11 protein-coding genes are annotated in these 12,042 nt (G+C 61.6%); all 11 read right to left on the bottom strand.

The window, feature by feature from the left end; translation table 11 throughout:
• Nucleotides 1-1,009, bottom strand: a 1,009-nt coding sequence (locus AC5E6N_RS20090) for an acyl-CoA dehydrogenase family protein (protein WP_491749476.1), incomplete at its 3' end; no start/stop codon positions are given.
• 165 nt (nucleotides 1,010-1,174) lie between these two features.
• A complete protein-coding gene (locus tag AC5E6N_RS20085; RefSeq protein ID WP_491749475.1) occupies nucleotides 1,175-2,029 on the bottom strand; it encodes a D-amino-acid transaminase in 855 nt (284 codons plus the stop codon).
• A gap of 4 nt (nucleotides 2,030-2,033) precedes the next feature.
• Nucleotides 2,034-3,017, bottom strand: coding sequence for an N-acetyl-D-Glu racemase DgcA (dgcA, locus tag AC5E6N_RS20080; protein ID WP_491749474.1), 984 nt, complete (start codon nucleotides 3,015-3,017; stop codon nucleotides 2,034-2,036).
• Between the two features lie 6 nt (nucleotides 3,018-3,023).
• On the bottom strand, nucleotides 3,024-4,019 hold the full coding sequence (gene dgcN / locus AC5E6N_RS20075; RefSeq protein ID WP_491749477.1) for an N-acetyltransferase DgcN: 996 nt from the start codon (nucleotides 4,017-4,019) through the stop codon (nucleotides 3,024-3,026).
• A 136-nt stretch (nucleotides 4,020-4,155) separates the two neighbouring features.
• Nucleotides 4,156-5,013 carry an NAD-dependent epimerase/dehydratase family protein gene (locus AC5E6N_RS20070; protein ID WP_491749473.1) on the bottom strand — a complete coding sequence of 286 codons (858 nt, stop codon included), beginning with the start codon at nucleotides 5,011-5,013 and terminating at the stop codon, nucleotides 4,156-4,158.
• A 30-nt stretch (nucleotides 5,014-5,043) separates the two neighbouring features.
• Nucleotides 5,044-6,045, bottom strand: coding sequence for an ABC transporter ATP-binding protein (locus AC5E6N_RS20065; RefSeq protein ID WP_491749472.1), 1,002 nt, complete (start codon nucleotides 6,043-6,045; stop codon nucleotides 5,044-5,046).
• Nucleotides 6,046-6,099: 54 nt separating this feature from the next.
• Nucleotides 6,100-7,728 carry a glycoside hydrolase family 43 protein gene (locus tag AC5E6N_RS20060; RefSeq protein WP_491749471.1) on the bottom strand — a complete coding sequence of 543 codons (1,629 nt, stop codon included), beginning with the start codon at nucleotides 7,726-7,728 and terminating at the stop codon, nucleotides 6,100-6,102.
• Between the two features lie 3 nt (nucleotides 7,729-7,731).
• Nucleotides 7,732-8,559, bottom strand: a complete 828-nt coding sequence (locus AC5E6N_RS20055; RefSeq protein ID WP_491749470.1) for a carbohydrate ABC transporter permease — start codon at nucleotides 8,557-8,559, stop codon at nucleotides 7,732-7,734.
• Entirely contained in the window at nucleotides 8,556-9,473 is a 918-nt protein-coding gene (locus AC5E6N_RS20050; protein WP_491749469.1) for a carbohydrate ABC transporter permease, read from the bottom strand. The genes AC5E6N_RS20055 and AC5E6N_RS20050 overlap by 4 nt, the downstream gene beginning before the upstream one ends.
• Before the next feature lie 120 nt (nucleotides 9,474-9,593).
• Nucleotides 9,594-10,847, bottom strand: coding sequence for an ABC transporter substrate-binding protein (locus AC5E6N_RS20045; RefSeq protein ID WP_491749468.1), 1,254 nt, complete (start codon nucleotides 10,845-10,847; stop codon nucleotides 9,594-9,596).
• 194 nt (nucleotides 10,848-11,041) lie between these two features.
• Nucleotides 11,042-12,042, bottom strand: a 1,001-nt coding sequence (locus AC5E6N_RS20040; protein WP_491749467.1) for a LacI family DNA-binding transcriptional regulator, incomplete at its 5' end; no start/stop codon positions are given.

Below are 12,042 nucleotides of genomic sequence, written 5' to 3'. Positions count from 1 at the left end.
AGATCATCTCCGGCGCGGCATCGGCCTCGTCCATCAGGCGGCCGACACGCAGGGCGCCCTGAAGACCGAGCGCGATTTCCGTCTGCATATCGGCGAGCTTTTTCTGAAAAAGCTGGGTCTGGGCCAGCGGCCGGTCGAACTGCTTGCGGTCGAGCCCGTATTGCCGCGCCGCGTGCCAGCAGAACTCCGCCGCACCCATGGTGCCCCAGGCGATGCCGTAGCGGGCCCGGTTGAGACAGCCGAACGGACCTTTCAGGCCCTCGACATTCGGCAGCAGCGCGTCCTCGGCAACATCAACCCCGTCAAGCACGATCTCGCCGGTGATCGACGCGCGCAGCGAGAGTTTTCCGCCGATCTTCGGCGCGGAGAGACCGGATGCGCCCTTCTCCAGGACGAAGCCGCGGACCTTGCCGTCATGGGCATCGGATTTCGCCCAGACCACAAACACATCGGCGATCGGCGCGTTCGAGATCCACATCTTGGTGCCGGTCAGCCGGTAGCCGCCCTGCACCTTTTCGGCCCGCGTCTTCATGCCGCCCGGATCGCTGCCCGCATCCGGCTCGGTCAGGCCGAAACAGCCGATCAGTTCGCCGCTCGCAAGACCCGGCAGATATTTCTGACGCTGCTCTTCCGAGCCATAGGCATAGATCGGATACATGACCAGCGAGGACTGCACCGACATCATCGAGCGGTAGCCAGAATCGACGCGCTCCACCTCCCGCGCGACCAGGCCGTAGGTGACATAGCCGGCGCCGATGCCGCCATAGGCCTCCGGAATGGTGGTTCCGAGCAAACCCATTTCACCCATTTCGCGGAAAATCGACGGATCGGTGACCTCTTCGCGATAGGCCTCGATCACCCTCGGCTGCAGGCGCTCCTGCGCATAGGCGCGGGCGGAATCGCGGATCATCCGTTCGTCATCGCTGAGCTGATCGTCCAGCCGGAACGGATCTTCCCAGTTGAACGATGACAGGGAGGGCATTTCCTTGGGCTTGAGATTTGCGGTCATTGCGTCGCTCCCGATCTTGCGTTCAAGCGTCTCCGACGAAAGGCGCCATTCATTTCAAAATTTAATGATTGTTTAAAACATAACGGAAAATGCTCCAAATTTCAGCGGCGGTAAATAGAGATTTTGCAATATATTCATTCCATTTAAGAATGACCTCCGGTCTTCTCAGATCGAAGCCTTGCGCATTTCCCCTATATAGACGTCCCGCAGCTTGCCGGCCACCGGCCCGGGCTTGCCGTCGCCGATTTCATGGCCGTCTATGGAGATGACAGGATTGACAAAACCCGACGCGGATGTCGAGAACGCTTCAACCGCGTTTTTCGCTTCCTCAATCGTGAAAGCCCGCTCGATGACCTTCATCTGCAGATTGCGGGCGCAGGCCAGAACCGCCTTGCGCGTGATCCCGCTCAAAATGAGGTTGGAGATATCCCGCGTGACGATCGATCCGTCGGAAAGAACGATGTAGGCGTTGTTGGACGAGCCTTCCGTCACCAGCCCGTCACGCACAAGCCATGCATCGTCCCCGCCCTTGGCGCGCGCTTCCATCTTGGCAAGCGAGGGATAGAGCAACTGCACCGTCTTGATGTCGCAGCGGCTCCAGCGAAGGTCGTCGACCGTAAAGATCTTTTGCCCGCGCAATGCCAGCGCGTTGTCGATCAGCGGCTTGGATTGGGTGAAAAGAACAAGCGTTGCCGGCGTGTCATCCGGCGGAAAGACAAAATCCCGGTCCACCGCACCGCGCGTGACCTGCAGATAGACAAGCCCCTCTTCCAGCCCGTTCCTGGCGACAAGTTCGCGATGGATCGCCAAAAGCGCGTCGTCGGAAACTGTGAAGTTCATACTCAGTTCGTTCAATGAGCGACGCAGGCGCCCGCAATGGCCGGCAAAGTCGACCAGCTTGCCATCCAGCACCGATGTCACTTCATAAACACCGTCGGCAAACAGGAAGCCGCGGTCGAAAACCGACACCGTCGCCTCGTTCTCAGGAACATATTCGCCGTTTACATAAACTGTCCGCATCACATCAGCCCCAAAGCCTGTTGGAAGAAGGATGAACGCCTTCGGCGTCGTAAACAAGAGGATCGGCCCTGTCGCCGGCAAGCAGGAGCGGGCCGTCCAGATCAACGATGTCGGCGCCCTGAGCGACCAGAACGGCAGGCGCCATGGCCAGCGACGACGCCACCATGCACCCCACCATGATGCCGAGGCCGCCGGCCATTGCATCCCGTTTCAGCGCCAGCGCCTCCGTCAGCCCGCCGGTCTTGTCGAGCTTGATATTGACCATGTCGTACTTGCCGCGAAGTTCGGCGAGCGACGCCCGATCGTGGCAGCTCTCGTCCGCGCAGACCGGCAACGGCCGATCCATGTCCGCGAGCGCCTCGTCCGCGTCGGCCGGAAGCGGCTGCTCGACCATGGTCACCCCGAGCCGCAGCAGTTCGGGCGCGAGATCGGCATAGCCCTGCGGGCTCCAGCCCTCATTGGCATCGACGATGATCGCGGTGTCCGGCGCACCGGCGCGCACGGCCTCAAGACGCTCAAGATCGCCCTCGCCGCCAAGCTTGATTTTCAAAAGCGGGCGAGCCGCGTTGCGCTCGGCCTTTTCGCGCATCACCTGCGGTTCTTCCAGCGACAGGGTGAACGCCGTTTGAACCGGTACGGGCTCGGCAAGCCCTGCCAGTTCAAAAGCCCGCCGTCCGGCGATTTTGGCCTCCAGGTCCCAGAACGCGCAGTCCAGCGCATTGCGCGCGGCACCAGGCGGCAAGGCATCTTGCAGGCCATGACGGTCGAGGCCTTGCGAGAGGGCCTCCGAGAGTGAAGATATCACCCCGATCACGCCCTCGACCGTCTCGCCGTAGCGGGCATAGGGAACACATTCGCCGTGGCCGCCATATCCGGCGCGCTTCAGCGTGACGGTGACGGTTCGCGCTTGCGTGCGGGATCCGCGCGAGATCGTAAAGGCCTCGGCAAGAGGAAAGACCGTTTCCTCGACGTGAAGTTGCGTGTGCATGGATGCCTATTCCAGCGCGTCGACCAGACGCGCGGCCCCGTGCCGGTAAGGATCGACGGTCGGAAGGCCCATCTCTTCCTCGATGCGGGCGGCATAATCGGCGGCTTCCGTTTCGCCCATCGCGGACGTGTTGAGGGCGATGCCCGTAATGCGGCAATCCGGGTTGACGATGTGCGCCATGGTCAGAGCCGTATCGCGCAGGAGTTCCAGGCTTTGCGCCTTGTATTCCGGCAATCCGCGCATATGCGGCCGGTTCGGTTCGTCGCAAAGGACGAGTGCGTCAGGTTGCCCGCCATGGATCAGCGCCAAAGTCACACCCGAATAGGACGGGTGGAAAAGACTGCCCTGCCCCTCGATGAGGTCCCAGTGATCGGGATCGTTGTCCGGAGTCAGGTGCTCAACGGCTCCCGCCATGAAATCGGCGACGACCGCATCCAATGGCACACCCGATCCGGTAACGAGGATACCGGTCTGACCCGTCGCCCGGAACGTCGCCTTCATGCCGCGGGCGCGCATCTCGCGCTCCATGCAAAGGGCGGTGTACATCTTGCCGACCGAACAGTCGCTGCCGACGGCCAGACACCTTTTTCCGCCGCGCTTTTTGCCGTTGGCGATGGGATAGGAGACGCTCGGCACACGGACATCGTGCAACATGCGCCCTTCCCTTTGCGCCAGCGCGACCAGCTCCGGCTCGTCATTGAGATGATTGTGAAGCCCCGATGCGAGATCGAGACCGGCATGGAGTGCCGACTTCAGCATGTCCTTCCAGCCGCCCGAGATGACGCCACCACGATTGGCGACACCGATCACCAGGGTTTTGGCGCCGGCCTTGACCGCCTCGTCGATGGTCAGGTCCGCAAGGCCCATATCGGCATTGCAGCCTTCGAGCCGCAGCTGGCCGACGGCAAGTTCCGGCCGCCAGTCCTTGATGCCTTGCGCCACCTTGGCGGCCAGGGCGTCCGGCGCATCGCCAAGAAAAAGAAGATAAGGGGTCTGGATCAACTCAAGCTCCGCCATTCCTGCTTTTCATCAAGGCGGCTTTATGTCCCGTCCGCCCGCCAATTGCCAGCGCCAACGGGGAATAATTTATCAGCCAGCGAAGAAATCGGGCTTGTGCAGGCCCGGTGAGGCGGTCGGCTCAGGCCTTCAAGACATCCGCCCAACCATACTCAGGCACGAAACCCAGCAGTTGTTCGGCCTTCGACAGGTCCAGAAACGATGCCCGAGGGAACGAAAACGCCTGCTCCACCGTTCGCTCGAACGCCATGTCGAGCAGCGCGCTGCTGTCGATCCGCATGAGCGTGTCGCGGGCGGCGATATTGAAGACCTCGGCGCCACCCGGATCGCGGGTCAGCGACAGCCACGTCGCGTGGGCGACATCCCGGCAGTCCACATAGCTCCACAGGTTGAATTTTCGGCTGAGCGGATCGTCCCAGTACGAGGGAATGGAGTAGTAGCTCGCATGATGGCCGCGTACCGGGTAGAGCACGTTGGAAAGCCGCAGGCCCACGAATGTGATCCCGTAGAGCTTGTTCATCTCGGCGGCGAAAAACTCCGATGATGCCTTGGATATCGCATAGGCATTCTGCGGCCGGTTCTCATCGCTCTCGCGGAACGGCACCCGCTGCGGACTGTTTTGTTCGAACGGGAAGCCGTAAACCGTCTCGCTCGAGGCCCAGACAACCTTTCCGATGCCGTTTTCCACCGCCGCCTGAAAGACATTGAAGCAGGACACCGTATTGTTCTCGAACCGGTCCGCACCGTCGGAGAAATTGAAGTCCGGCTGCGGATTTCCGGCAAAATGGGCAACGGCATCGGCGCCTGCCAAAGCCTTGCTCAGCTGCGCATAATCCAGAAGATCAACCTGTTTGAAGGGGCAGATCTCTTTCTCGGGTCTGATGCGGTCGATATTGACGACGTCGACACCAAGCTCGACAAGGCCGGCAATCACCGCGCCGCCCGCACCGCCGCTGCCGCCCGTAACGCAAACCTTCATGCAAAACCCTCCCGCTCTGTTGCGTAGCGTTCAGGCCGCCAGCCGCTCATCACCGGAAAATCTGTGCAGCCGCGCCGCATTGGGCGTCAGAAACACCGGATCGCCGGCACGCACCGGCACCTCGCCATTGACCCGCACCGTGACCGACCCGATACCGTCGGCATCCACATAGACAACGGTGTCCGAACCGAGGTGCTCGGCATAACGCACGCGCCCCGGCCAATCGCCGCCTTGTTTCGAAAGCTCCAGGTGCTCCGGCCGAACGCCGAGCAGGTCCGCACCGCTTTGCCGGGCCACATCGCCGTCCAGAAGGTTCATCCTCGGCGATCCGATAAAACCGGCAACGAAGGGATTGGCGGGGCGGTCGTAGAGCGCCATGGGAGAGCCCGACTGCTGGATGACGCCGCCGCGCATGATGACGATCTGATCCGCCATGGTCATGGCCTCCACCTGATCGTGGGTGACATAGATCATCGTCGCCCCGAGCTTGGCATGCAGTTCCGCGAGTTCCACACGCATTTGCGTGCGCAGCGCCGCATCGAGGTTCGACAGCGGCTCGTCGAACAAAAACACCTTGGGCTTTCGGACAATCGCCCGTCCGATGGCGACCCGCTGCCTTTGCCCGCCGGAAAGTTGTTTGGGCTTGCGGTCAAGAAGGTTCTCCAGCTGCAGGATTTGCGCCGCCTCTTCAACCCGTTCGCGGATTTCCCGCTTCGGCCTGCGCGCCAGCCGCAATCCGAAACCGATATTCTGCGCGACAGTCATATGGGGATAGAGTGCGTAGGACTGGAACACCATTGCGATGCTGCGCTCCGAGGGCTCCCGGTCGGTGACATCGTCGCCGTCGATCAGGACCCGGCCCTCCGTCGTTTCCTCAAGTCCGGCAATCAGCCGCAGCAATGTGGATTTGCCACAGCCGGACGGTCCCACGAGCACGGTGAACGAGCCGTCCTGGACGGTCAGATCAAGGTCCGGAATAACCTCGACGGAGCCAAAGGATTTCTTGATGTCCTTGAGTATGACTTCAGCCATTGCCACTCCTCCTTCCTTTCGCCGCGCGGCTGTCGCGCACGGCATGGTGACGGATCACAATCCCTCTCCTTCGCGGTTCTCATAGTTGAAATGGGAGAAGTCGGCGTGCAGGGCCCGCCCCGTCAGGTCCTGGCAGGCCATGCCGACAAAGGCGCCGGTGAAATTGGCATGTTCGCCGCGCCCGCCTTCATCGGACAGGACCGACGCGTCGAGCTCGGGCCCGACGCTCTGCCATTGCCCCTCCTCAAGGCCGTAGCGGAACCGAAGCGCGGCGCCGGTGACGTCAACGCCGAGCCAGACCCGGCCTTCGGCGGGCAGCAGCACCGGCTCGTCCAATGGAAAGTTCAGATGCGCCTCGGGCCAGACGCCGGGGCAACTCTGGATATCGAGCACCCTGTTGCCGTCGGCATCGGCCGTTACGAGCAGATAGTGAAACTGTGAGCGGTTGTAATAGGCCGTCAGGCCGGCCATCTGCTGAGATGTCTCCGGAACAAATTCAAGTGCCGTCTCCGCGCGGTATGCGCTTGCTGTCTGACGCCGGGCGACCAGCGCCTGCTCGAACCAGGAGCCGATGGATTCGCGCCCGAAGAGCCGCAGGTGTCCGGGCCGCTCGGGCAGCGAGAAAAGCCGTTCGGGAAAAGGCGAGCGAAGCCACTGGAAATCGATCGGAAGCCTGGCCCCGTCGAACCGATATTGCTTGTTTTCCGGTGACGGCGGATCGGTCGACGCGACCGGCGGGACGACGGAAAGCGACGGCTCGGGCGTATTGCCCTGCGCGTAGAACCATCCGTCGTCACGCAGTTCCACACGCGCGATCCCCGTCTCCCTGCCGCGCGGCGACCGGCGCGTACCCGCGAGCGGACGTGAGCACAGGAAGGTGTGATAGTAGCCTCCGTCCGGTGTCGACACCAATTGGCCATGGCCGACGCGCTGCAGGCCCTCGCCGCCGGAATCCTTGGCGGTCAGCAGGTGGACGTTCGGATGGATTTCATAGGGGCCGTCGATGGTTCTCGACCGGGCATGGGTGACGGCATGCTGGTAGCCTGTTCCGCCCTCTGCGGTGATCAGATAGTACCAGCCGTTTTCCCGGTGAATATGCGGCCCTTCCGTGAGCCCAAGCCCGCTGCCCGTGAAGATGTTCCTGATCGGGCCGGTCAGGCAACGGGCTTCGACGTCATATTCCTGCAGCAGGATGCCGCCGAAGAAGTCGGGTTTGCCCCTGCCTTTCGGATAACGGTTGCCATTGTGGTTCCAGACCATGTTGACAAGCCATTTGCGGCCGTCGTCGTCGTGAAACAGCGACGGATCGAAACCGGAAGAGTTCAGATAGACAGGATCGGACCAGGGTCCCTCGATCGACGGCGCGGTCACCAGATAGTTGTGGGTGTCCTTGTAGTTGCCGTCGTAGCGTTTGACGTCGGTATAAACCAGCCAGAACAGGCCGTCCGCATGGGAAATGCACGGTGCCCAGATACCGCAGGAATCCGGATTGCCCCGCATATCGAGCTGAGCGGCGCGGTCGAGAGGCCGGCACACCAGTTCCCAGTTCTGAAGATCCCTCGAATGATGGATCTGCACACCCGGATACCACTCGAAGGTCGAGGTCGCGATATAGTAGTCCTCGCCCACGCGCCAGATGGAAGGGTCCGGATTGAAACCGGGAAGTATCGGATTTTGTAACATTGACTATCCCTTTACCGATCCGCCGGTCAGCCCGGCGACGATGTATTTTTGAGCCGCCAGGAAGAACACCACGGCCGGTGTCAGCGTCATGGTCATGAAGGCGAGCGTCCTGTTCCACTCGGCGATGTATTCGCCGCGATAATCCATTGCTCCCAATGTCCAGGTGTAGCCGGCGCGATCGTTCAGCATGATCAGCGGCAGCAGGTAGTTGTTCCAGCTCTGGACGAAGACGAAGACGGCGATGGTCGCAAGGATCGGCGTCGAGAGCGGCAGCGTGAAATAGAAATAGAAACGGATGAAGCCGCAGCCGTCGACACGCGCCGCCTCGAACAGTTCCGGCGGCATCTGCCTGAAGAAGGTGCGGAAGAACATGATCGAAAAGGCGAGCCCGAAGGCGACCTGCGGCAGGATCACGCCCCAGGGCGTATCGAGCAGCCCGAGATCACGCACGGTCAGGAAGAGCGGCATGATCGCAGCGGCGAATGGAAACATGAGCCCGAGAAGAAGATAGCTGAAGAGGAAGCGCGAGCCGAAGAACCGGGCCTGCGCAAACGCATAGGCGGCCATCGAGCCGAGGATCAGCGTGAGCGCCACGGTGAGCAGCGATATCACCAGCGAGTTCCAAAGGTAGCGCCAGAACTGCGGATCGGCGAAAATCTCGCCATAGAACTGCGTGCGCCAGACATCCGGCAGGCCGAACGGTTCTATCCGCAGTTCCCCGTCGGTCTTGAAACCGCCAAGCACGGTCGCCGCCAGCGGCAGCACGATCAGGCTGGAGACGAACAAAAGAACGATGATACGCGAGGCATTGCGCCAGTCGAAATCGGTCATGAGTGACGCTCCCTCTGCACGGTGTTGCGGTAGACGAATGCGAAGATCACGCCGACGGCGAACAGGAACACCCCGACGGCGCTGCCATAGCCGACATTCAGCCGGATAAAGCCGAAATTGTAGAGATAGCTGACCAGCGTATGGCTGCTGTTGGACGGGCCGCCCGCCGTCATCGGCATGACCAGATCGAAGACCTGCAGCGCGCCGAGAACGGAGTAGAAGATCGAGATGGTGATCGCCGGCCACAGCATCGGCAGTTTGACGAAGACTATGATCTGCATCGGCCGGGCGCCATCGATGCGCGCCGCCTCGATCAGGTCGCGCGGGATATTCTGCAGCCCGGCGATGTAGATCATCATGTGAAAGCCGAAATATTTCCACACGATCACCGCCAGGATCGTATTGAACGCCCATTGCTTTTCGGCCAGCGGAAAGAACGCCTGATCGAGATGAAACGTATCCGTTATCATCCGCGACACACCGAAATTGCCGTCGAACACAAAGCTCCAGATGAGCCCGGTGGCGACTTCGGCCAGAATATAGGGAACGAAGAAGATCAGACGGAACACCGTATTGGCGTAGCTTTTCTGGTAGATCATCAGCGCCAGCGCCAGGGCGAGCGGCAACTGGATCAACAGGGAGACGCCGATCACCTTCATCGTATTGAAAAGCGCGATCGAGAACGCGCTGTGGCCGGCCATCCGCTCGAAATTGGCCGCACCGACCCAGGTTCCGAATGTCCTGCCGGTCTGTTCGTTCAGGGCCCAGGGCGCCGGACCGTAGCCGCTCCATTTGTAGGGAGAGAAAAAAGCCGCCTCGACCATCGGCAGCATGACAAAGACGGTAAAGAGCAGGATCGCGGGCGGCAGGAAGATCAAGAGCATCGTCATCTGACTGCTCAGATCGAACCGCATGCGGCCACGCCTCGCCCTGCCGATGGCACTTTCACTGGATGCCAATGTCATAATGACCCCGCTCACCTGCCCGCCGGTTGGGCGCCCGGCCTGAGCCGGACGCCCGCTCGCAAGGTCCGCCTACTGAAACTGCCTGGTCTCTTCCAGGTGTTTGGCGGCCTCTTCGGGGGTAATGTCGCCGGTCGCCATCTGCGCCGACACGTCATTGATCGCGCCACCCAGCGTGCTGCCGAAGAACTGATCCAGGAAAAGCTGGTGATAGGTGGAGGCTCCGCCTATTTGGGCAAACTGCTTGAGGATGGAATCCTCAACCAGACCGCCGGCTGCCGGCGCGGTCGGGATATAGACACCCTCGGCCGCCGCCCGCTTCTGGGCTTTCGGCCCGAGGAAAAACGCCAGGAAATCGATCGCTTCATCCGGCGCGTTTCGCGTCAGGACAAATCCGGACGCACCGCCCAGCGTGTCCGTCACCTTGCCCTTTCCGCCCTCAACGGCCGGAAAGCGGATGACGCCCAGCTGCTCATTGGACAGCCCGCCATTGGATGAGGCGGCGCGCTGCGCCCCGAGGTCCCAGTCGCCCATCAGGGTGAACACCGCGCCGCCATCGCCCCACAGCCCCGTCGCGGCATCGTATTTTGCCCCCATGAAGCCTTCCTGGAAGGGCTCAAGCTCGATCAGCCGCATATATTCCTGGCCGGCGCGCACCCAGTCGTCATTGTCGAAACCGCCGTTTTCGCCGGCCGCGGCTGCGCGCAGGCCGTCCTCGCCCATGATGCGCATGGCAAGCAGCGAATAATAGAAATGCAGCGGCCACTTGTCCTGCCCGCCGACGATGATCGGCGTCACGCCCGCGTCCTTCGCGGTTTTCACCTGATCCAGGAAGTCGTCCCAGGTTTCGATCTTCGTGGGGTCGACCCCGGCTTTCTTCGCATTGTCCTTGTTGTACCAGATGGCGACATTCTGCGAGGCTTCCGGGGCGCCGTAATACTTGCCGTTATAGGAAAGCGCGGCGAGCCCGCCCGCCGACATTTCGTTTTTCCACTCGGCAACCACATCGTCGGGGAGCGGTTTCAGAAAGCCCTGATCGGCCTGCTCGTAGAACACGCCGCCGCTCCAGGAGAAAAACAGGTCCGGCGCGGCATCCGACTGAAGAAGCGTAGGAAGCTTCTGCTTGAACGCCTCGTCCTCCATGAACTCCAGCTGGATCTTCACGCCGGGATTGGCCCGCATATATTCGTCGGCCATATCCAGGTAGATCTGTTTCCACTGTCCGGTGTCGCGATTGATGGAAAGCACCTTGACGGTCTCCTCCGCGACTGCCGGAACGGCCAGCAGACCGCCGGCGACCAGACAGCTCGTAAGCAGCTTTTTCATTGTTTCCTCCGTTTGCCCTCTGCTTTCGCGCCTGTGAGGCGCAGTGATCGTTGGCGCCTGTGAGGCGCAGTGATCGTTGGCGCCTGTGAGGCGCAGTGATCGTTGGCCCGTGGCCGGGCAATAATCCGCCCTTGCCGATCCGGCCCTTCGGGCCGTCGTGCCAGATTGCGTTCCATGATCCGGTTGTCGTCAGGTCATGGCAGATTGTCCGCCAGATAGATGTCTATCCTGATCTTTTCCTGCGCCTCGATGATGGAGCGCCCGTTGCAATAGGCTGTCAGCACGCGCACCGCGCTGCGCGCGATGTGACCGGTATCCTGATTGATGACCGCATCGACCGCACCGCTCGAGAGCCCGTCCCGCACATGCTCGGAGAGCTCGTGCATGATCACCACCAGCCGGTCGCTGGCACCAAGATCGTCGAGCACATCCAGAATACCTATATTGCCGGCGGCCGCGGAATAGATGCCGATGAGATCGTCATGCTTTTCAAGCAGGCGCCGCGTGATCGCGGCGTTCTTGTCCTGAAGGCTGTCGCCCTCTTCGATCGGCAGGATCCTCAGCGACGGAAAGCGTGTGCACAATATCTGCTCGAATCCGAGATAGCGGTCGACGTGATCGCGCATCTGCAACGATCCGGCGATGACACCCACCTTTCCCGATTTCGGCGCCAGGAAACGGCCCATCAGCGTACCGGCAACGCGGCCGGCGGCGACATTGTCGATGCCGACGAAATGAAGCCGTTTCGAGGTGGGAATATCCGAGACCAGCGTTATCAGGTTGACGCCGCGCTCGATGACCCGGTCCATCGCCTGCCGTACGCCGGGCGCGTCCACGGCGAACAGCGCGACACCGTCATATTTGGCCGGTGTGACCTCATCCAGTTCGCGGATCAGCCTCTCATAGTCGCGCAAATCGATGCGCTGGACATCGTTGACGATATTCACCTCGTCACTCACGCGCGCCGCGGCCCGGACCGAGTCGCTGATCGCCCGGGCAAAGCTCGTCTCGATCTTCGGGAGAATGAAAAGGAAGCGAAGCGTCTTCTTGGGCGCCTCCATCAGGTCGCCCGGCAACCGGCCGAAGCCGAGTTCATGGATTGCTGCCTTGACCCGTTCGCGCGCCCGCTCGCTCACGCCTGACCGGTTGTGCAGGACACGGTCCACGGTGGCTGTGCTGACGCCGGCCAGTGCGG

Source organism: Hoeflea sp., assembly GCF_984452065.1.
This window is presented reverse-complemented; position numbering and strand designations above follow the sequence as displayed.

Bases quoted from the DNA above. Each gene is read 5' to 3' on its own strand.
- AC5E6N_RS20085 (WP_491749475.1), bottom strand. From the start codon at position 2,029: ATGCGGACAGTTTATGTAAACGGCGAATATGTTCCTGAGAACGAGGCG.
- dgcA (WP_491749474.1), bottom strand. From the start codon at position 3,017: ATGCACACGCAACTTCACGTCGAGGAAACGGTCTTTCCTCTTGCCGAG.
- AC5E6N_RS20070 (WP_491749473.1), bottom strand. From the start codon at position 5,013: ATGAAGGTTTGCGTTACGGGCGGCAGCGGCGGTGCGGGCGGCGCGGTG.
- AC5E6N_RS20065 (WP_491749472.1), bottom strand. From the start codon at position 6,045: ATGGCTGAAGTCATACTCAAGGACATCAAGAAATCCTTTGGCTCCGTC.
- AC5E6N_RS20060 (WP_491749471.1), bottom strand. From the start codon at position 7,728: ATGTTACAAAATCCGATACTTCCCGGTTTCAATCCGGACCCTTCCATC.
- AC5E6N_RS20055 (WP_491749470.1), bottom strand. From the start codon at position 8,559: ATGACCGATTTCGACTGGCGCAATGCCTCGCGTATCATCGTTCTTTTG.
- AC5E6N_RS20050 (WP_491749469.1), bottom strand. From the start codon at position 9,473: ATGCGGTTCGATCTGAGCAGTCAGATGACGATGCTCTTGATCTTCCTG.
- AC5E6N_RS20045 (WP_491749468.1), bottom strand. From the start codon at position 10,847: ATGAAAAAGCTGCTTACGAGCTGTCTGGTCGCCGGCGGTCTGCTGGCC.